20 protein-coding genes and 2 other annotated features are annotated in these 19,810 nt (G+C 40.1%); of the genes, 6 read left to right on the plus strand and 14 right to left on the minus strand.

Annotated elements, in window-relative coordinates; translation table 11 throughout:
- From VJ09_RS05270 to VJ09_RS05305, 8 genes are all read right to left on the minus strand, one after another.
- Complete coding sequence (locus tag VJ09_RS05270; protein WP_044640559.1) at nt 1-618, minus strand: phosphoribosylanthranilate isomerase; 618 nt, start codon at nt 616-618, stop codon at nt 1-3.
- A gap of 4 nt (nt 619-622) precedes the next feature.
- On the minus strand, nt 623-1,399 hold the full coding sequence (gene trpC / locus VJ09_RS05275) for an indole-3-glycerol phosphate synthase TrpC (protein WP_044640560.1): 777 nt from the start codon (nt 1,397-1,399) through the stop codon (nt 623-625).
- Between the two features lies 1 nt (nt 1,400).
- Nucleotides 1,401-2,426, minus strand: a complete 1,026-nt coding sequence (gene trpD, locus VJ09_RS05280) for an anthranilate phosphoribosyltransferase (RefSeq protein ID WP_147635436.1) — start codon at nt 2,424-2,426, stop codon at nt 1,401-1,403.
- On the minus strand, nt 2,407-3,009 hold the full coding sequence (locus tag VJ09_RS05285) for an anthranilate synthase component II (protein ID WP_044640562.1): 603 nt from the start codon (nt 3,007-3,009) through the stop codon (nt 2,407-2,409). Before VJ09_RS05285 ends, trpD begins: the two co-directional genes overlap by 20 nt.
- Nucleotides 3,006-4,430 carry an anthranilate synthase component I gene (trpE, locus tag VJ09_RS05290; protein WP_044640563.1) on the minus strand — a complete coding sequence of 475 codons (1,425 nt, stop codon included), beginning with the start codon at nt 4,428-4,430 and terminating at the stop codon, nt 3,006-3,008. Before trpE ends, VJ09_RS05285 begins: the two co-directional genes overlap by 4 nt.
- 54 nt (nt 4,431-4,484) lie before the next feature.
- Nucleotides 4,485-4,742: a binding site (T-box leader), on the minus strand.
- Between the two features lie 59 nt (nt 4,743-4,801).
- Nucleotides 4,802-5,060, minus strand: a binding site (T-box leader).
- Nucleotides 5,061-5,174: 114 nt separating this feature from the next.
- Nucleotides 5,175-6,185 carry an aromatic acid exporter family protein gene (locus VJ09_RS05295; protein ID WP_044640564.1) on the minus strand — a complete coding sequence of 337 codons (1,011 nt, stop codon included), beginning with the start codon at nt 6,183-6,185 and terminating at the stop codon, nt 5,175-5,177.
- 154 nt (nt 6,186-6,339) lie between these two features.
- A complete protein-coding gene (locus VJ09_RS05300) occupies nt 6,340-6,990 on the minus strand; it encodes a prepilin peptidase (protein WP_044640565.1) in 651 nt (216 codons plus the stop codon).
- Nucleotides 6,987-8,033: a type IV pilus twitching motility protein PilT gene (locus VJ09_RS05305; protein ID WP_044640566.1), complete on the minus strand. Its 1,047-nt coding sequence runs from the start codon at nt 8,031-8,033 to the stop codon at nt 6,987-6,989. Before VJ09_RS05305 ends, VJ09_RS05300 begins: the two co-directional genes overlap by 4 nt.
- Nucleotides 8,034-8,104: 71 nt before the next feature.
- Here VJ09_RS05305 and VJ09_RS05310 point away from each other — a divergent pair, with 71 nt between their 5' ends.
- Both VJ09_RS05310 and VJ09_RS05315 read left to right on the plus strand, forming a co-directional pair.
- On the plus strand, nt 8,105-8,836 hold the full coding sequence (locus VJ09_RS05310; RefSeq protein WP_044640567.1) for an ABC transporter ATP-binding protein: 732 nt from the start codon (nt 8,105-8,107) through the stop codon (nt 8,834-8,836).
- A complete protein-coding gene (locus VJ09_RS05315; RefSeq protein ID WP_044640568.1) occupies nt 8,836-10,050 on the plus strand; it encodes an ABC transporter permease in 1,215 nt (404 codons plus the stop codon). Before VJ09_RS05310 ends, VJ09_RS05315 begins: the two co-directional genes overlap by 1 nt.
- Before the next feature lie 8 nt (nt 10,051-10,058).
- Here VJ09_RS05315 and VJ09_RS05320 read toward each other — a convergent pair whose 3' ends face one another.
- A complete protein-coding gene (locus VJ09_RS05320; RefSeq protein WP_044640569.1) occupies nt 10,059-10,286 on the minus strand; it encodes a hypothetical protein in 228 nt (75 codons plus the stop codon).
- A 327-nt stretch (nt 10,287-10,613) separates the two neighbouring features.
- On the opposite strand from VJ09_RS05320, the gene VJ09_RS05325 reads away from it, so the two are divergent.
- A complete protein-coding gene (locus VJ09_RS05325) occupies nt 10,614-10,796 on the plus strand; it encodes a helix-turn-helix domain-containing protein (RefSeq protein ID WP_044640570.1) in 183 nt (60 codons plus the stop codon).
- A 107-nt stretch (nt 10,797-10,903) separates the two neighbouring features.
- Nucleotides 10,904-12,361 carry a SulP family inorganic anion transporter gene (locus VJ09_RS05330; protein ID WP_267904264.1) on the plus strand — a complete coding sequence of 486 codons (1,458 nt, stop codon included), beginning with the start codon at nt 10,904-10,906 and terminating at the stop codon, nt 12,359-12,361.
- A gap of 54 nt (nt 12,362-12,415) precedes the next feature.
- Here VJ09_RS05330 and VJ09_RS18365 read toward each other — a convergent pair whose 3' ends face one another.
- The 4 genes from VJ09_RS18365 to VJ09_RS05345 all read right to left on the minus strand — a co-directional run bounded on the left by VJ09_RS18365 (nt 12,416) and on the right by VJ09_RS05345 (nt 16,810).
- Complete coding sequence (locus tag VJ09_RS18365; RefSeq protein WP_154662344.1) at nt 12,416-12,583, minus strand: hypothetical protein; 168 nt, start codon at nt 12,581-12,583, stop codon at nt 12,416-12,418.
- A 503-nt stretch (nt 12,584-13,086) separates the two neighbouring features.
- The gene (locus tag VJ09_RS05335) at nt 13,087-13,377 is read right to left on the minus strand and encodes an RNA-guided endonuclease InsQ/TnpB family protein (RefSeq protein ID WP_325063590.1); all 291 of its coding nucleotides are present in this window, start codon (nt 13,375-13,377) and stop codon (nt 13,087-13,089) included.
- A 176-nt stretch (nt 13,378-13,553) separates the two neighbouring features.
- Nucleotides 13,554-16,067, minus strand: a complete 2,514-nt coding sequence (locus VJ09_RS05340; protein ID WP_044640572.1) for an ABC transporter permease — start codon at nt 16,065-16,067, stop codon at nt 13,554-13,556.
- On the minus strand, nt 16,067-16,810 hold the full coding sequence (locus VJ09_RS05345; RefSeq protein WP_044640573.1) for an ABC transporter ATP-binding protein: 744 nt from the start codon (nt 16,808-16,810) through the stop codon (nt 16,067-16,069). The genes VJ09_RS05340 and VJ09_RS05345 overlap by 1 nt, the downstream gene beginning before the upstream one ends.
- Nucleotides 16,811-16,976: 166 nt before the next feature.
- Here VJ09_RS05345 and VJ09_RS05350 point away from each other — a divergent pair, with 166 nt between their 5' ends.
- Together VJ09_RS05350 and VJ09_RS05355 are read left to right on the plus strand one after the other, a co-directional pair.
- The gene (locus tag VJ09_RS05350) at nt 16,977-17,669 is read left to right on the plus strand and encodes a response regulator transcription factor (RefSeq protein WP_044640574.1); all 693 of its coding nucleotides are present in this window, start codon (nt 16,977-16,979) and stop codon (nt 17,667-17,669) included.
- Nucleotides 17,666-19,018 carry a sensor histidine kinase gene (locus tag VJ09_RS05355; RefSeq protein ID WP_044640575.1) on the plus strand — a complete coding sequence of 451 codons (1,353 nt, stop codon included), beginning with the start codon at nt 17,666-17,668 and terminating at the stop codon, nt 19,016-19,018. The genes VJ09_RS05350 and VJ09_RS05355 overlap by 4 nt, the downstream gene beginning before the upstream one ends.
- A gap of 17 nt (nt 19,019-19,035) precedes the next feature.
- Here the strand turns inward: VJ09_RS05355 and VJ09_RS05360 are convergent, their stop codons facing one another.
- Nucleotides 19,036-19,278: a hypothetical protein gene (locus VJ09_RS05360; protein WP_044640576.1), complete on the minus strand. Its 243-nt coding sequence runs from the start codon at nt 19,276-19,278 to the stop codon at nt 19,036-19,038.
- Between the last annotated feature and the right edge of the window lie 532 nt (nt 19,279-19,810).

Raw genomic sequence — 19,810 nt, forward strand, 5'->3', positions numbered from 1 at the left:
TTACGAACACCTCTTTACTTTTTCAATAAATCTCGCTATTTTGGTCATATCTTTTTTTCCATCGGTTTCCAAACTACTACTTGCATCTACTATATAAGGACGTATTTCACAGATTGCCTTTTGTACGTTCTGCTCATCTAATCCACCAGCCACAATCAATCGTTTTCTGATAGATTCATCTAGATCTTTTAACAACTCCCAATCAAATGTAACGCCATTGCCTCCCTGATACGTAGTACCTTTCGGGCTGTCCACTAATAGATAGTCAGCCTCATAAGAGGAGATTTGTTCCACATCTGCTTTTGAACCAATTCCCACTGCTTTGATAACCGGAAGATCCAGCGACTTTATATAGCTATTACTCTCATCCCCATGAAGCTGAACGTAATCCAATCCACACTTAGAAAATATCCATTTCACGTTTTCTATTTTTTCATTCACAAACACACCGACTTTTCTTATAGAACTAGGGAGATCCAATATAATTGCTTGCGCTTGAATAGGAGAAACTTGTCGCTTACTCTTCGCAAAGACAAATCCAAGTGCATCCGCTCCAAATTCACAGGCAAATCTCGCTGTTTCTGCATCTGTAATGCCGCATATTTTCACTTTTGTCATATGATCACACCTGAAAATGAGAGAATGTCTCTTCTAAAGAAGAAGATCTCATCAACGCTTCTCCTACTAAAATCCCTTGAACCCCTGCTTTCTTCACTCGTAAAACATCCTCCCGGGTACGAATCCCACTTTCACTGATCATCAGTGTAGATGATCCTTGTAGACGTTTAGCTAATCTTTCTGTTGTCGTTACATCCACTTCAAACGTTTTTAAGTTACGATTATTGATCCCAATGATCTGTGGAGCAATATCGAATGCTCTCTCCAATTCCTGTTCATCATGCACTTCCACAATGATTTCTAAATCAAGCTGGATCGCTTTCTGATATAAGTTTTGTAATTGGGCAGGTGACAGAGCTGCAACAATTAGTAAAACGACATCTGCGCCCATATACTTTGCGTATTCAATCTGGATTTCGTCGATAATAAAATCTTTACATAGCAATGGTACGTTTGTTATAGATCGTATATCTTGCAAATCAGTAAATGAACCTTTGAAAAATGGAGTATCCGTTAGCACCGAAATAGCCCCTGCCCCTAGCTGTTCATACATCTTAGCTTGTTGCATTATGTCTACCTGAGTAGCGATCCGCCCGGCAGATGGGGAGGCTCTTTTGATTTCAGAAATGATAGTGATTTGCTGGTCGTCCTTTAACCTTTCACTTAAGCGTTTTTTCTCAGCATGAATGGAATATTGGGAATCAAGTGAAAATGATATCTCCTTCAGTTCTTGCACTTCTCGTCTTTTTTGATCAAGAATTGTATCTAATATGGTAGTCATGTTAACTAACCCCTTTTTGTAAGCGCCGGCTATATTCTCTTAATTGCATAAACTTTTCTAGTGCTGCACCAGAATCGATGCTCTCTTTTGCCAGTTCTATCCCATCTTGGATGTCGTTCACTTTCCCGCTAGCAAATAGTCCGATTCCTGCATTGAATAAAACCGTATCGCGATATACCCCCGTTTCTCCTTTTAATACACTCACTAAAATCTCCGCATTTTCTTGTACATTTCCACCACAAATTTCACTGTTTGGAATTGTCTTTAATCCAAATTCCGTCGGATGGACGTTCAACTCTTTCACTTGCCCATTTTCCAGCAGAGCCAAATAATTTTCTCCAGCCAAAGATGCCTCGTCCAGATTGCCATATCCGTTTAGTACTACTGCTCGTTTTCTGCCTAGTTGATTCAGAATTCGTGCAAAAGGAACGACCATTTTTCGCTGATAGATCCCCAGTAACTGACTCTCCAACCGAACCGGGTTGGTAAGCGGGCCTATCAGATTAAAGATGGTGGGAATATTGAGTTCCTTCCGCACTTTCATCACTTTTCCTAGTCCTGGATGTACATGTGGGGCAAACAAGAAGCTAATTCCGACTCTTTCGAGAAGCTCTTCTACCTGTTCGCCAGAACATGTAAGGTGAATCCCCAAATATTCCAATACATCCGCACTTCCTGATCGGCTTGATATCGCTCGGTTCCCATGCTTTGCTACCTTGATTCCTGCTCCAGATAGTACAAAAGCAGTTGTAGTACTTACATTAAAACTCTGCGATTGATCGCCACCTGTTCCACAGTTATCCATCGCATGTGGAATCCGGAAAGAAAAGGACATCGCTTTTTCTAGTAAAGCTTTTACAATCCCTACAATTTCTGTAGTTGTTTCTCCCTTTGCCTTTAGTCCCATCAAAAAGGCGGAAATTTCTGTATCACTTACTTGATCTTCCAATATCATTAACAGCGCTTGATAAGCCTCTTTTTCAGTTAAATCCTCTCGCTCGCTGATTTTACGAAGATACAAATTCACCAGTTTCCCTCCTCGATACATCCATCAAAAATCGCTCTATTAACTTATCTCCCAATTTGGTTCCAATCGACTCTGGATGGAACTGCAAACCATACACTGGATAATGTTGATGCTTGATCGCCATAATCTCCCCATCATCCATGGAAATCGCCAATACTTGTAACGTATCTGGCAGAGCTTCACGACTTGCTACCAATGAGTGATAACGCATGGCTTCAAATGGTTTTGGTAAGTAAGAGAAGAGAGATTCTCTACTATGCTGAATCATAGATGTTTTTCCATGCTTGATGGTTTTGGCAGAAATGATTTTCCCATCAAAGGCGGAAACAATCGCCTGATGGCCAAGGCAAATTCCTAAGATCGGGATGGTCTGATAAAAAGAACGTATTACTTGGACACATACTCCTGCATCTTCAGGGCGACCTGGACCTGGGGAAAGAACAATAACTTCTGGATTCATTTCCTGAATCTGCTCCAAGGTAATAGCATCATTGCGAACCACTTGCACAACACTTCCGAATTTCGCTAATTGATGATACAGGTTATAAGTGAAAGAATCATAGTTATCAATTAATAAAATCATTTCACCACCTCCATCAATGCTTTTGCTTTATTTACACTCTCCAAATATTCCGATTCCGGATCAGAGTCATAAACGATACCTGCTCCTGCTTGAATATAGACTTGATCTCCTTTTATCACCATGGTTCGAATAGCAAGTGCCATTGCCGTATTACCAGAAATGGAAATATAGCCAATCGCACCACTATACACATTTCGTTTTACATTCTCCAGCTGATTAATAATGGTCATTGCTCTGATTTTCGGTGCACCAGATACGGTTCCAGCGGGAAGACAACATTCCAGAGCATCTATGGCTGTCAAACCTTCTCTTAACTCACCAGACACCTCGGACACCAAGTGCATCACATGAGAATATTTTTCTATCTCCATATATCGATCCACCTGTACAGTTTCCAATTGGCTTACTCTGCCCAAATCATTTCGTCCTAGATCGACAAGCATTCGATGTTCGGCTATTTCCTTTTCATCTTGCTGTAACTGACTTTCATATGTTTGATCTTGCTTATCGTTTATCCCACGAGGTCTTGTTCCAGCAATCGGGTTCGTTATCACCTGTTTCCCCTTTACTTCTACCAACGACTCAGGAGAAGATCCCAGAATGATATAATCTTGAAAATCGATATAAAACAGATAAGGTGAAGGGTTAGCCATTCTTAATTGCTGATAGATATCAAATGGATCCCCATGGAATGTTGTCTGAAATCGTAGGGATAGAACTACTTGAAAAATGTCTCCTTTCTGGATGTATTCTTTCGCCTTCCCTACCATCTGGCAAAATTCTTCCTTCTCTACGTTGGACACAAATTCTTTGATAAACTGTGCAGGTTGATCAGGATTTTCACTAATGGAAGTAACCTGATTCATCATTTCCTGGTATTTGTCTTCCATCTCTTCATAGGAGGTTTTTTCATCTGGTTGATAAACATAGACGATATAGGCTTTTTGTAGAAAATGATCATAGACGAAAACAGTCTGATAAAATAACAGATGCGCTTCTGGCATGTTTACATGATCCATTTTCGCTTCCCCAATATCCTCGTACTGCCGAATCACATCATACCCGATATACCCAATAGCTCCTCCAACAAATGGGAAATCTGCCTCCATCTCTTCAAATTCAATCAATTCCTTTAACCGGTCTAAGACTCTCCCCTTCTCTTGATAGATTTCACCCTTAGGAGTTAAAAGCTTAATCTCTTCCCCATTGCTTTTTAATTCCAAATAAGGATCGGCACCGATATAGGAGAATCTTCCTTTTTCATTGTGTTTCATCGAGCTTTCCAAAATAAACTTCTTGTTCCCAGATAACCGATGATAGATGGAGATGGGAGTAATTTCGTCTTCAGCTAACTCTTTGATCAATAAGAACCTTTTCTTTTTTTGCTTTCGATCCTCAAACTCTTGCTTGGTTAGATTCATTCTCGTTCCCCCTCTATAAAAATAAAAAGTCCTCTATATGCACACTAGATGCATATAGAGGACGATATGATTACCGCGTTGCCACCTCATTTGGAATATTTGGTATATATCAAATATTCCCTCTTATTTAGGTACAGGATTTCTGATATCCGATACCCTATCCCGTTAACGGAGGAAACCGTGTCGCATACTTTTTTGTTCCGCGAACCTCTCGTAAGTCCATTCAGTATACCTATCGTACCGGGCTTCCACCTAATCCCAGCTCTCTGAAACGTATCGCATATACCTACTCGTCTTACTCATTGATTTAAAATATGAAATTATCAATTTGGAAGTAAATTTTTTAAGAAAACAAAAAAAGCCCTCTATCCGAAAAGGACGAGAACACCCGTGGTACCACCTTCATTAGTTACATAAGTAACTCACTTAACCAGTATCGAAATAATCTTCGAAAAGATCATTTGAATACCTGTCTCTTGTAACGATGAGACTATTCGCCAAAGCCTACTCTATATTATTTCGGTTTGGTAGCTCCGAAGCCCATTCAGCATTACTTCCATACTGATTTGCACCAACCATCAGCTCTCTGAAATGTTAATAATACTTACTCTTCTTCATCAACGCCAAGATATAGTTTTAAAGGTTAAAGTTATTTAATCACCAAACGAACAGAAAGTCAACAGAAAATTTCTCCTTTGTTTTCTGTTGACTTTCTGAAGCTATGAATCTTGTAGAATATGTGTTTTATTTAGGTGACTCTTGTGTATTACCCTCCATTCTCTTTGATATATCCTTTTGATCCCCATCTATCTTTGCCATTTTCTTCTTAATCTGTAGATACCTTCGCATATCCTTTACCATTACAAATAAGGAGGCTCTTGTCTCAAACTCTTCCCGATCTACAGGCAACGGTTGTTCCCGAAAATTATTTTGCATTACATTTAAACTTTGCAAGTGAATATCTGCCGTATTACCTGGATGAATAGATTCCTTTAGCTGATCGATAAAATCGGCAATCTGGTGTCCTTGGACATACGTTTTTGGTAGGGAAGATATAATTGGTAGGATTCGTTCGATAATTTCAAATTGCTGTTCTCGCATAAGAAAGTATTGATAATATGACTGCTCTTCTTCATATGCGTAGTTTTCCAGATTATGTAAAGCAAGTTGCTTCGCTTCTTTTAAAAGTCGAGCTGTCTCCGTAATTTCACGACCATCCCACAAACTGTCTCCTTCTCGAATATATACAATAACTTCCGTAAATATTTTCTTGAAATTCTCTTCAATTTCCATTTGATATTTCTTTAACTTTTGTTCTACATTCGGCATATATTGATTGGCTATTAGGGCTACGCCTACGCCGATCAGGAGTAAATATATTTCATTTAACAGAATATCCCAAGTCGCTTTTTGTGCAGTAAATAGATGAAGCATAATAACAGAACTAGATACAATTCCTTCTTTTACTTTTAGTGAAACCATAATCGGGATGGAGACTAGCAAAATAATCGTGATCGTCCATGGAGAGTAACCAATACCTTCAAAGCAAATAGCAGCAATACCTAGCCCCATCACAGAAGCAAAAAAACGTTCAAAGGCAATCTGGTACGATTTTTTCTTGGTTGGTTGAATACATAAAATCGTAATAATACCTGCAAAAGCAAAAAATTGAAGTTGAAATAACTGGGCAATCCAGATTGCAACCCCTGCTCCAACTGCTGTTTTGATCGTCCGATAACCAATACGAAACTTCATGCTTCCCCTCCTTTACTTTTATAATCGTAGATTTTTAGTCTAATATGCAACATGCCTTTTGTTAATTTGTTTTTAAAAAACAATCTTCAGTAAAAAGGTGCGGACATAATCCAAATATAACAACACACATATGTCCAAAATTTCTTCCACAAACCTATAAAATTCGTTGAATCCCTTCCCAGATTTGTTCTCCCCAACACCAAGCAATAAAGCTACCTGCCGCCAGATGCGGACCAAAAGGAAAGCGCTTCTTTCTACTCCAACTCTTGGTCTGCCATGCATCTATGATCGCATAGAGCAAACCAAAAAAGGTAGCCAGCCAAAATGCGACTAACACCCCTGTTCCTCCTAGAACGAGAGCAGAGAGCGCCAACAATTTAGCATCCCCTAAGCCAATCCCTTTGGTCACAATTGCAAAGATAGCGACAATCACTCCCGTAATTCCTGCTGCGAGTAAATAGGAAAGGATCGGCTCTGGATGAAAGATACGAATCCCTAAAATAAGGATCATTCCTCCATACGTGAGTATGTCTAGTAATAGGAAAGACCAGAGATCGGTTAGACTGAGGATAAGTAATAACTCCCAAAAGCAAATGGAAAGTATCCGATCATACCAATTAGGAAATGCCAAGAGAGTAATGAGCACAGCCATTAGGGTAAGTACTGTGACCATGACTTTCAGAATGAATGATGGGGGATTCACTTGAATTCCTCTTCTCTTTAACAACCCTACTGCGGACTCTGGTATGAACCACCCTATCATGAGACCTACCATCCCAAATAATACTTCTGACAAAAAGCTCATCGCCAACCTACTCCTGACCGAATATGCCAGTCACTCACCTCACGAGACAGCTTCCCACTTTGAGTAGCGGATTGGACAGCTATCTCCATCGTCTGCATTCCATCTGCGTGTCCTGTTTCCATAACAGAGGTGATTTGGGATATTTGATTAGAACGGATCAAGTTTCGTACAGCAGGATTTCCTACTAATACCTCTTGAACCAAAACAGGATTTTCTTTTTCGGAAGATGGAATTAACCGTTGATTGATCACCGCTAGTAGTACGTTTGCTAATTGAGAGCGAATCCAATTATGTCTTCCATCTGGGAAAGAACCGATATACCGAGTAATTGCTTGTAATGCTCGACTAGCATGCATCGTAGCCAAAACCAATTTACCTGCTTCGGCTGCCCGCAAAGCCGCCTCCATCGCATCTAACTCTCGTAATTCTCCTACCACGATCACATCTGGATCTTGCCGTAGTGAAGCGTAAATTCCTTGACTATAATTAGTTGTATCGACTCCTATTTCTCGTTGTTCGATCATCGAAACTCCAGCCGGATAGTGATATTCGATCGGGTCTTCCAAGGTAATGATGCGTATTGGATAAGTCTGATTTACTTGCTGGATCAGTGAAGCAAGGCTGGTCGTTTTTCCACTACCCGTCGGCCCTGTAAACAGGATGAGACCACTTTGTTCTTTGATTAGTTGCAATAAAACAGGGGCCAATCCTAAGTCATGGGGGCTCGGTACTTGGGTAGGTAACAGCCGAAAGGATAACCTCCAATCACCTGATGCTTGAAATAGGTGAACTCTCGTTCGAAAAGCAACTGGCTCTTGCCATTCTAAAGAAAAATCCACCTCATGTGGAAACTCTTTCTCCATGAGATTTGGTATATGTTCTGCCAAGAAAAGTTCGATCTCCGCTTTCGAAAATTTCTTTTTCCCAAGGGCAATGATCTGTCCACCTACTCGTGCTCTGGGTATATCATTTGGAACAATATGTAGATCTGTTGCTCGTTTTCCATATGCAAGTGATAAGAGTAAGGGAATTACATTTGTCAATGCTCATCTTCTCCTTTGATACATATATTTGGTACTATATATACAAGCTGTCATCTAGAAAGGACGATACTATGTTATCGATTCAATCCTTATCAGGTGGTTATTCACGACAATTACCTGTCTTACATGATGTTTCTTTTTCCATTCAACCCGGCAAGATCACTGGTCTAATTGGTTTAAATGGTGCAGGGAAAAGCACTACCATTAAACACATTCTAGGACTACTCACTCCTCATCATGGAGAGATCCTCCTAGACGGACTAGACTGGAAAAAAGAAACTACGACGTTTCGTCAACAAATCTCCTACATAGCAGAAACACCACAATTTTATGAAGAACTTACATTAGAAGAACATTTGCTTTTAACGGGAAAAGCATATGGACTTTCCGAAGAAGAGATTCAGAAACGAACAAAAAAGCTACTTCCCATTTTTCGGATGGAACGTGTCCGAAAATGGTTCCCACAAACCTTTTCTAAAGGGATGCAGCAAAAGCTGATGATTCTTTGTGCATTCTTAGTGGAATCCAAATATCTAATCGTAGATGAACCATTTGTGGGACTTGATCCATTGGCAATGCGTGCTTTAATTTCCTTATTGGAAGAACGAAAAGCAGATGGTACAGGAATCCTAATGTCAACACATATTCTGTCGCTTGCTGAATCCGTCTGTGACCAGATTATCCTCTTACATCAAGGTCGCTTAGTCGCAACTGGTACATTGAATGATTTGCGAAACCAAACGGGGAAGCCAAACGCTTCATTGGAAGATATCTTTTTCCATCTGACGGAGGTGAAAAGCTAATGTTTCGTCCAGAGGAGATTTTTGCGACTCGGATGAGACTAGGCTGGCAACGAGGTATACGCATCACGGCAACAGTGCTCAGTGGAGGAGGAACACCAGTCTTTCTCTTAGCAATCCTTTTGGGGCTTATTATCGGTTATCGCTACTTTTTAGAATGGCTACCAGCGAACTTTCCGATTGAGATTCCAATCGCAGTTCTACTGAGTTGGTTTCTCATCAAAAGAGCAGTACTCCGAACATGGCTCCTTCCAGCAGACCTTACCTTTTTATTGCCAGCAGAAGGACAGATGAAAGGATACATCCAAGCTAGTGCACGATACAGCTGGGTAATCGCAATGGTACAACTACTTGCTATTGTGTTATTACTACATCCACTCTATCAATTTCGGTTTGCAGCAAATCAACCCGTTTGGAGTTGGATTCTCTTTTTGGCAGTGCTAGTAACATGGAATCTCTGGTCAAGCTGGTTGGAAACGCACTTAACATTCGAACAAATAGCTTTACGAGTGATCCAAATCTTTCGAGCGATTCTGAACTTTTGGTTGATCTTTCTTTTTCTATGGATCGCTTCTCCGATCTGGCTCTTTTCCTTGGTTGTACCAATCTGTTTTTCTTTCTATCTCTTGGCAAATACAAAGAAAACTCTTTTCCCATGGAGGAAATTGCTAGACCAAGAAGCACAAGTTCAGTCTCAATACCGTAAATGGGCAGAGATGCTAGTCGATCTTCCCTTTATGCCGAGAAGAATCACACCACGCAAAGCCTGGGTGAACACTTGGAATCGACTTGTCCCTGTCTCTAAACAAAGCATGCATCTATTTCTCTTCTCACGAATTGTTCTACGAGATCGAGAAATATTCTCTCAATATGTTCTGCTTTCCTTCTGGTCTCTCCTGCTCAGTTGGTCCATTCCTTTTCCAGGAGTACCCTACTTGATCTATTTGCTAAGCCTGTTTTTTTGGAGTGAGACGATCAGCAAGTTAATCAGTACTACGCATCTACCTCTTCCCTATCATTTGTTACCTAAAGATCCCACAGAGGTCGTGAGTAGTCGGCAAAAAGTACATTTTTGGCTGACACTGTCGTTTGCAATCTGGGTTTCCTTGTTGTTGGGTGTTACGACAATTCTTACTCCTCTAGCAGCAATTATCACACTTGGCTTAGGAATACTTTTCTCATTCTACGTACGACAAAAGGCTAGACGCGCAGTCTAGCCTTTTTCCTATTCTTCATCAAATGGAAATTGTCGTGTTACCTTCCAAGTAATGTACATCTCCAATTCCTTGGCAAACATCCCACTAACATAGTGGTAGTTGCGAATCGAGTCTTCATCTTGATTGGTATCCGCTAACTGTTTTGCTTCATTTAATTGTCTGCGCATCTCTTGACCTCGCTTGGTCTCGAAATAAGCATCGCTCAGGCTATCGATTTGTAGCATGTGATGATTCATGATTCCTCATCCTCTCACATCTTAAACGCTATGTATAACAGTACTTTCCATATTATATTAGCACTGAATTTACTGGGATGGAGGATGATTTACCCTATTCTTTTTTGTAAGCGTTGTAATAATCGTACTTGGTCAGTCTGCTTCTGTTACAACCACACCTTTCCTATTCCTTCTATCAGCTGTATACTCTAAAAAAGTAAAGTATTTAGAGTATTATAAAAAACGGAATAGATTATAAAAGGTTATAAAAGATTATACTATTTTACATTGATTTATACTCGAATCCATGTTAGATTACTTGAGTGTCAAAAAAGCGAGGTTATAACAATGGAACATGAAGTACTAACAATTGCGCAGGTTGCGAAATACTTGCAAATAAGTGAAATGACAACTTATAAATTAGTTCAACAAGGTACCATTAAAGGTTTTAAAATTGGTCGAAGTTGGAGAGTAAAAAAAGAAGACATTCTGGAGTTTATTGAAAAGCGTAAACGTGGGGAACGTATCTAACTTTCTCTAAGTTTATAAATGGCTTACGATCTCCGAACCTTTGTGGTTCGTTTTTATTTTGTTATTTTACCAAATATATATATTTCTACCAGAAAGAGGGATGATGTTTGAAAAACAACGTATTAAACTACTTACAACAATGGAGGGGAAATTTCCGTACCGAGATTTTAGCTGGTATGACAGTAGCGCTTGCGCTTATTCCGGAAGCTATTGCTTTTTCCATCATAGCTGGCGTCGATCCAATGGTAGGATTATATGCTTCCTTCTGTATAGCTGTCGTTATATCATTCGTCGGTGGAAGACCCGGAATGATCTCAGCTGCTACAGGTGCTATGGCACTAGTAATGGTCACGTTGGTTAAAGAGCATGGTCTAGAATATTTACTTGCTGCTACTGTGTTAACGGGACTCATTCAAATTATTTTTGGCCTCCTCAAGATAGGTCGCTTTATGACATTCATTCCTCACTCCGTTGTAATCGGATTTGTCAATGCTCTCGCAATCCTGATCTTTTTAGCTCAGCTTCCACACTTTGTTGGGGAATCTTGGATTATGTATGCGATGGTCGCAGGAACACTACTCATTATATACACCCTTCCCTTACTTTCTAAAGCTGTTCCCTCCCCACTGATCGCGATTATTATCATGACTGCTGTTTCGATTGTGTTTCATTTAGATATTCGAACGGTTGGCGATATGGGAGAAATCAAGCAGGCGTTGCCAATATTCCATCTTCCAAATATTCCTCTTAACCTAGAAACATTGACGATCATTTTTCCTTATTCTTTCACGTTGGCTATTGTAGGGATTTTAGAATCTCTCATGACCGCTACGATTGTGGATGAAGCAACGGATACCAAAAGTAATAAGAATCAGGAAGTCAAAGGACAAGGAATTGCGAATGTGGTCGCTGGATTCTTTGGTGGAATGGCCGGATGTGCCATGATTGGCCAATCTGTTATCAATACCAAATCAGGTGGTAAAGGACGACTCTCTACGTTTGTATCAGGAGTATTTTTGTTATTTCTCATTATGGTATTAGGTGATATTGTCAAGCAAATTCCAATGGGCGCATTAGTCGGTGTCATGATTATGGTATCCATCGGTACTTTTGATTGGAGTTCATTGAGAAATCTAGTGAAAATACCTAAGAGTGATTCATTTGTAATGATTACTACTGTTGCGATTGTAGTAGCTACACACGATTTAGCTAAAGGTGTTATTGCTGGTGTAATCATGAGTGCTTTGATCTTTGGTTGGAAACTGGCTAAATTAAAAGTATCTACATCGATTGTAAACGAAGAAAAAGTCTATCATATTTCAGGACAACTCTTCTTTGGAACCATGAGCCATTTCATTGATCTCTTCCAATTTAATCAAGATCCCGATGTCATCATAATTGATTTTTCCAACTCCCATGTCTGGGATCAATCAGCGGTTACTGCGATTTCGAAAGTAAAAGCGAAATACGAACTGTTGAATAAAAAAGTGATCCTAAAAGGATTAAACCAAGATAGCGAACAGATAATAAGTCGAATTGGGCTAGCAACTCCATCAGGTCATTAAGAAACAAACGGATCGAAAGGCATTAATAATGTCTTTCGATCCGTTTGTTTTTCTTTATCTATCGAACAGCCAGATTACAAAAGACGCAATGAAGTGAGTAAAAAAATATTTCGTCTTTTCCTGCTTCTTTTTCACATATAAATTTAGTTCATTTACTTGTTCTTGTTTTTCATTCTCCCACGACACCAAGGCTTGTCTTCTATATTTCGATTCAAATATCATAAACAGGCCTCCAACTAATTATATAGAGAGTTTTTATGTATTATATTCCACACTTACTAAAACGTAAACGCTTACAATTTGTTTTGATAAATTACAGACTGTAGAAAAACCACTTCTGAAAATCATGTTTAAAAGTGGTTTTTTAATTAGTTGATGAAAAAAACTCGCCAATTGGCGAGCTTTCAGCTTATCGACAAAGTCTGTTATTCAACAGGTTGGACAAGCTTTTTTCTATTCCTCTTCAAATAGAAATTGTCGTGTTACTTTCCAAGTGATATACATCTCTAGTTCCTTGGCATACATCCCAGCAACATAGTGATAGTTGCGTATGAATCTTCATCTTGGTTCGTATCAGCTAATTGTTTGCGCATTTCTTGACCTCGTTTTATCTCGAAATAGGCATCACGTGAACTACATCGCCATTGAAATGGCAAGCTGCTCGTTTCATCGAATCGACCAACGTCGCATTCTCCACGAAGGCACGTTCCATGCCTACAACTGTTTTAGGCTACTGCCTTTTTGAGAATATTTCTTGCGGCATTCACGTCTCTATCTTCTGTATAGCCACAAGAACAGCTATGAACTCTATCTTTTAGTTCTTTCTTTACAATATGACCACATTCAGAACAAGCTTGAGATGTATGGTATGGATCAACTTGCACCACTTTCTTACCAGCGTACTCTGCTTTGTAAATAGTGAATTGAATAAGTTGATTCCATCCAGCATCAACAATACTTTTCGCTAGGTTATGGTTTTTGACCATCCCTTTGATGTTCAAATCTTCAAAGGCAATCTACCCCATTGAAATGGGGAGAATTCCCGTTCCTCAAAATCTTAAACTATCGATTTATAGCCTTGTGATGATTCATGAATTCCTTCATCCTCTCACACCAAAAACGCTATGTATCTCAGAACTTTCTCTACTATATTAGTACGAATTTACTAGAGAGGAGGAAGAACTGCAATTTACTATTCTTTTTGTAAGCGTTGTAATAATGGTACCTGATCAATTTGCTTGCGAATAGAACGGGTGAGAAGAAAGCCTAAGATCGGGCTAACCTCTAGTAATAATATCATCAGAATCCATGGTAATTCTACTATAGTAGCTTCTAAGGCTCGCAACAGGAAAAAATGAACAAGACCAGCTGAAGTAATCCCTAGAATGGTACCAATCCAAAGAAGTAAGATTCCCTCTCCTGTTATAAGGCGTTTACTTTGCCGTGGAGTAATAGCGACGGCTTGTAACATAGCAAATTCTTGGCTCCGCTGTAGAAAACTACTTTGGATTAGGCTAAACAAACCAACTAACGCGATGAACCACAATAAGAAAATTGTTAGCCCTAGAAAAAAGAAACGCTGATTTAACTGTTGCTCTAACTCTTGGATCGCTGCATTTCGATCAAACAGGGTAAAATCGGTAGATTGAGTAGCAAGTTGCTGCAAAGTCTTGGCCAACTGTTCCTCTTGTTCGGGTTTACTAGATAAGAAAAATGTCTCCGAATAATTCTTTTTTCCCCAAACTTCTTCCACCCACTGCTGTGGTAAAAAGATCTCTAATTCTCGACCCTTCCCAAAAGGATTTGTCTCCAAAATCGCCGTAATGGGTAAAGAAAATATCTTTGGCGCTCGCTCTTTCGATTCCCCCTCTCGGATAAAACGCATGGTGTCACCAAGCCGATAACCTAATAACTCAGCAAATTCTTTGGTCATGACCACTCCTTTTCCCATTTCATCCGTCAGCTTCGTTACTCGTTGAAACTCCTTGATTTCCATTCCTTTCACTGTAGTCGCAATATGCTGCTTTCCTTGATACAACATAAGCGTGCCATACTCTTCTCGTAGATCTCGATCTGTTTTATCAACTAGTAGAACAAACTCATCCACACCTAATGAGATCGTATCAACCCTGTCTGCTAAGCTCTCACTGATCTGCTTGGGATACCCTTGAAATTGATTAGTAGCAGAGAGCAAATAACGATAAGGGTGCTCTGACAAAAGTTTCTGCTCCGACTCTTTTCCTATCGTGGTAAAGATTCCAATGCCAATTACCCCGATCTGACAAGATAAAAGAATCAACGAGAGAATTGGCAAGGTTTTCTTGTGATGGCGTATGGTGTTATGGTAGAGAAAAGTTCCCTCTGCTTTCTTCTTCCAAATAGACCAGAACCAAGTACTTGCTTTTAATAGAATAGGAAACCATACAGACAGCAATAGATAAGAGCTGATTAATAGTAAGATCGCTGCGGCAAGATAGACCTCCTGCTGATTGCCTAACATAGCGACAACAGAGACGATGATTGTAAGGCTGATCAGCAATACTTGCCACCAACGCCACGTTCCCATCTTCTCCATTCTAATTGGTTCCTGTATGGATTGAATTGGTGAAATCTTAGCTACTTGGTTTCCCAGAAGAAGCCCTGATAAAATTAGTAGAAGGCTAAAGCCCATGAACAGAAGTAAAATCATCTGCCATGGAAAGACAAAAGAGCTGGCAGGTAATTGCATCGTAGTAGATAGCACCCAAGGCATCCACCGTGTTGACAGCCAACTAACTACCAATGCCACACCCATAGCCAAAACGAGTAGAATCCCTATTTCGATCAGAATAAGTCCACGTAAGGTTGCATGAGATGCTCCCATCAGTCGATAGGAAGCAAGTTCATGTTGGCGTTCTTGTAGTTGAAGCCGTAGCGTACTTATGAGAAAGATCCAACTTGCCAGAAGAATAGCAACCTCCGTCCCATACACGACTGGCTTTAGCCCACTAAAACTCTCTCTCGCTTCCTCCATTTGTTTTCGTGTATCGATTTTTAAGTCAGGTACCATCTGGCGGATCAGCTGAGTCACTTTTTCTTTTTCTTGAATATCAGATACACGGACAAAAAGACTGGTGGCTTGTCCCGATTGCTGAAATGTCGACTGTAACCAAGCCTTTTCAAAAAAAGCAAATCTCTCTGTTCCCTCTCGATTGGAGAACATTCCTGAGATTACTACCTTTTTTTCACCAAAAGGAGGAAACGGCATGGTGATCTGATCCCCAACCTTCCATCCTGTTTGCTTCATATATCTCTCAGAAAAGAGTACTTGTGTTCCTTTTGGGAAACTCCCTTCCGTGATCGACAACTTTTCAATTTGCAACGTAATGGGCTCAATCCCATAATAGGACTGCGTCACGAGCAACTGGTAACGCTCTCGATCTTGTGCACTATAGGGACGATAAAGGGAGAAAAGACTTTTTACACCACTCAGTTGTTGTATCTTCTGTTGCTCTTCTATCGAAAAACGTCCCTCTTTCTCTTTACTAATACGAAGGTCAAAATCTCCGAACTGTTGACTGAGTGTTTGCTCAACAGAGCTCTCCATCGCAACCAGAAAGACTTGGGAAAAACCAAGCAAGAGAAAACTAAACGTTACTCCAAGAAACAACATCCAAGATCGTTTGGGGTGGGCAAGGATACTACGCCATCCTAAACGCCACTTCATCAAGACCACCCCTCTTCTAGGAGTGTCCTGATCTCTTTCGTTCGATCTGAAATCGAATTGATTTGATCTGCATGGTATTCTCCAGTCCACTTTCCATCACGTAAAAATAGGACACGGTCAGCATAGGAAGCAACATGTGGATCATGAGTCACCATTACCATTGTCTGATTATCACGCTGGTGAATCGTTTGAAATAGCCGCATCATCTCCCGACTAGTAAGAGAGTCCAAACTACCAGTCGGCTCATCAGCCATCAAAATCTGCGGACAATGGAGCAAAGATCGAGCAATAGCCACTCGCTGTTGTTGTCCACCAGATAGCTGAGCTGGATATTTCCCCTCATGGTTAGACAAACCCACCAACTCTAGTAACTCTCTCGCTTCTCTTCTAGTGCTTCTTGTAACTCTGGCTTGGAGTTCAACAGGAAGCATCACATTTTCTAGTACAGTTAGCATAGGAATAAGATGAAAAAACTGAAACACAAATCCAATTTGCCGTTGTCGAATAAGTGTCCGTTCTTCTTCCGTTTTCTCCTGCATCTCCATCCCGTTTAACCAGAGCTCCCCTTGGTCAGGTTGATCTAAAAGCGAAAGCAGATGTAGTAGTGTGGTCTTTCCGGAACCGCTCTCCCCCATGATGGCAAGAAACTCACCCTTCGGTACCTCCAGATCCAAACATGGTAAAACAACTTGTTTTGATTCGTTTTGACCATAACTTTTATGTAATCCTTTTGCTCGCAACATGTAGTAGCCCTCCCTTTCGACTCCTACACTTTATCAAGCAGAGTTCAAAAAACATGGACAAAAGAATAAAATAAGATTCAATTTTACTGCTATTGCTCCAAACTCTTCCTTACTTCCGGCATAATAAGGGTACAGAATACTCAACCCTCAGAAGAGAGGCAAATCGATGCAACCAAGTATCTTACTAGTAGACGATGACCCTGAAATTCGTGAAGTAATGACAGACTTCTTTTTAGTAGAAAATTTTCACGTACATAGTGCTTCCAACACCATAGAAGCTCGTCAACTTTTGGCTAATTCCATCGATATCCTCTTACTCGATATCATGATGCCAGGACAAGATGGATTCTCTTTTTGCAAGGAACTTCGCAATAAAGACCCTTTTTTACCCATCATATTTTGGAGTGCACGAGAAACAGACTTTGATAAAATCCGTGGACTTAGCTTAGGAGCAGATGATTATATTGTGAAAAGTGTCTCTCCTTTTGAGATTATCGCGCGGGTCAAATCTGTCCTACGCCGCTCTCAGTTGATCCAAATGACCAATTTACAGGAAAGACAACTCTGTCCAGGACTAATTGTACACCCCTCTGCTAGACAAGTTTTGCTTCGTGGTGAAGAAGTCGCCCTTACTCAAAAAGAGTACGACCTGCTACTGTTTCTAAGCGAGCATCCTCAGCAGGTTTTTACCTATGAACAGCTTTATCGACATGTGTGGCAAGAAGAATTTGGCGACATACATACAGTCAAAGTCCATATGGGCAGGATTCGGGAGAAAGTAGAACATAAAATCAAGGCCAAACTCTTCCAAACTGTCTGGGGGGTAGGGTACAAGTATATCGGGGAGGTCGTACGATGAGGAAATATAGTCTCCGGAACTGGTTTCTCTGGATCTGTATTCCGACACTCTTTGTCATTCCCATCTTCCTCGCATTTTTATCTGCCAACTGGTTGCAGCATGTGGAGAATAAAGCCATCCAACAGATCAACGACCATGAGGAAAATCAACGACAATGGCTCCTAGAGGTGGTAGGTGGGGAGATCAACAAGTGGGAGAACCTAAACTGGCAACAACAGCTAATCCCTGAGCTAGCAAAACGTCACATAGATTTAAGATTGATCACACCCGAAGGAAAACTAGCTCTGGTCTACTCTACTGAAATGGGGGAAACGGATCAGCAAGTCCCTGTTACCTTGCATGAATTAGAGACTCCAGAGCATGGGCTTATCTATTATTACTACCCGCCTCCTTATGTCGCTATAACGGATAAAGATCAACCAATACAACAGTTGCCCTTTGTCATCTGGATTGTCAGCTTTTTAGGAATTATCTTCTATCATCTCTGGTACCTCAAACGTAGTCTGCTCACTCCGATCATAGGAATCCAAAAGGCAAACCAACAAATAGCCAAGCAAAACTTAAACTTCACCTTACCCAATTCTCAAATAGAAGAGGTAGAGGAGCTACTTCACTCTGTAAGATCTATGCAATCTGCGCTAGCGACATCGATTTCCAAACAAGCCAAATTGGAAGAGGAACGCAATCTCACCCTCGCCTCCCTCGTCCATGATTTTCGTACTCCTCTCTTCACCCTTGCCAATTGTCTAACGGGAATTCGTTCTGGGATCGTACAAGACCCAGACAAAAAAGAACGTTATCTGGAAATCTGTCAGGACAAAATTGCCTATCTCCAGCAGCTTCTCCATCATTTACAGGAATACCAAAAGTACGCTCCACTTTCCTTAACAGAAAAAGAGCCGGTAGACGTGAGAGCTTTGGTAGAACGATTGTTAATTGGTTTTCAGAGACACATAGAACAAAAAAAACAGCACCTTCGATGGGAATCACCTGATGAACCGATCATCATCATGGGTAAAAATCATCTATTAGAACGGGTATTTCAAAATGTATTAGACAACGCACATCACTATACACCAGCGGAGGGTACCATTTGGGTAAAGGTACAGAAGATCCACGACCAGGTAGTGATCATAGTAGAAGATAATGGACCTGGTGTTCCAAAAGAACAATGGGATAACATTTTTCAACCATTTATTCGCTTAGATACAGCTCGCGGGACTTACACTGGTGGAAGCGGTTTGGGCTTGGCTATTGTCCAAAAAGGGGTAAAGCTACATGGAGGTTCCGTATCGGTAGAGAGTGGAGAAATGGGGGGATTAAAAGTGGAGATCAGATTGGCTTGTTGATAGGACCATGTTAGATACTATTTTGATTCGGCTTTTCGACGTTGCATAAGGTATATTATAGCTGCCATAATATACACGCCGAAATAAGTAAAAAGAAAGGAATAGATGACTGAACCATCTTTGAAACCTAGTAAAATTAATTTTGAACCAATATCCAACAACTCTCTAATTAGGTTCCAGACAAAAAAGAATAAATTAATTAATAGGCTTTTAATGGCGACATCCTTCCAACTCGAAAATGAAGAAAACCATTTTTCCATTTTATAATTATCCTTTCCTCTATATTTTTATATATAATATATTCTATATCGTACAATGACACAAAAGCGGTGACATATTCGACGAATCACATAAATATAGCCCTATATTAGAATGCTATTTAAAGTCTGCTGATAACTATTCACTAATATCAATACTTTATTATGTTTCTTTGATTCAATGTCCTCTATTTTGTGTCATTTAAAGATTTCAAATAGATTCTTTTCGTTTCTTTTTTAAGAATAAGTCGCTCCAGAGAATGATCATGCTGGTGTCTGTCAGCTCCTCAGCACGTTTGTAACCCTCCATCTTCACTCATACCCTCGCCTAGTAAAAAACTCTATTACCAATATAACATTTCAACTATTCACGTTTCTTGTTTGATCTCTTGAACCAAAAGTTAGATTGAATTTATTAATCGTTAAGCTATTATTTAACACTTGTATTTATACTAAAAACTGTACTCTAGTAATCAATTGCTAGGAAAGAGGGATCTTGTCTAGCCTACCAATATGACTAGCAGTATTTGTTGCT

Origin of the sequence: Risungbinella massiliensis, assembly GCF_000942395.1 — a bacterium.
GTDB classification, from domain to species: Bacteria; Bacillota; Bacilli; order Thermoactinomycetales; family Thermoactinomycetaceae; genus Risungbinella; species Risungbinella massiliensis.

Coding starts and splice junctions, on each gene's coding strand:
- VJ09_RS05270 (WP_044640559.1), bottom strand. CDS start 618: ATGACAAAAGTGAAAATATGCGGCATTACAGATGCAGAAACAGCGAGA.
- trpC (WP_044640560.1), bottom strand. CDS start 1,399: ATGACTACCATATTAGATACAATTCTTGATCAAAAAAGACGAGAAGTG.
- VJ09_RS05285 (WP_044640562.1), bottom strand. CDS start 3,009: ATGATTTTATTAATTGATAACTATGATTCTTTCACTTATAACCTGTAT.
- trpE (WP_044640563.1), bottom strand. CDS start 4,430: ATGAATCTAACCAAGCAAGAGTTTGAGGATCGAAAGCAAAAAAAGAAA.
- VJ09_RS05295 (WP_044640564.1), bottom strand. CDS start 6,185: ATGAAGTTTCGTATTGGTTATCGGACGATCAAAACAGCAGTTGGAGCA.
- VJ09_RS05300 (WP_044640565.1), bottom strand. CDS start 6,990: ATGAGCTTTTTGTCAGAAGTATTATTTGGGATGGTAGGTCTCATGATA.
- VJ09_RS05310 (WP_044640567.1), top strand. CDS start 8,105: ATGTTATCGATTCAATCCTTATCAGGTGGTTATTCACGACAATTACCT.
- VJ09_RS05315 (WP_044640568.1), top strand. CDS start 8,836: ATGTTTCGTCCAGAGGAGATTTTTGCGACTCGGATGAGACTAGGCTGG.
- VJ09_RS05320 (WP_044640569.1), bottom strand. CDS start 10,286: ATGAATCATCACATGCTACAAATCGATAGCCTGAGCGATGCTTATTTC.
- VJ09_RS05325 (WP_044640570.1), top strand. CDS start 10,614: ATGGAACATGAAGTACTAACAATTGCGCAGGTTGCGAAATACTTGCAA.
- VJ09_RS18365 (WP_154662344.1), bottom strand. CDS start 12,583: ATGATATTTGAATCGAAATATAGAAGACAAGCCTTGGTGTCGTGGGAG.
- VJ09_RS05340 (WP_044640572.1), bottom strand. CDS start 16,067: ATGAAGTGGCGTTTAGGATGGCGTAGTATCCTTGCCCACCCCAAACGA.
- VJ09_RS05345 (WP_044640573.1), bottom strand. CDS start 16,810: ATGTTGCGAGCAAAAGGATTACATAAAAGTTATGGTCAAAACGAATCA.
- VJ09_RS05350 (WP_044640574.1), top strand. CDS start 16,977: ATGCAACCAAGTATCTTACTAGTAGACGATGACCCTGAAATTCGTGAA.
- VJ09_RS05355 (WP_044640575.1), top strand. CDS start 17,666: ATGAGGAAATATAGTCTCCGGAACTGGTTTCTCTGGATCTGTATTCCG.
- VJ09_RS05360 (WP_044640576.1), bottom strand. CDS start 19,278: ATGGAAAAATGGTTTTCTTCATTTTCGAGTTGGAAGGATGTCGCCATT.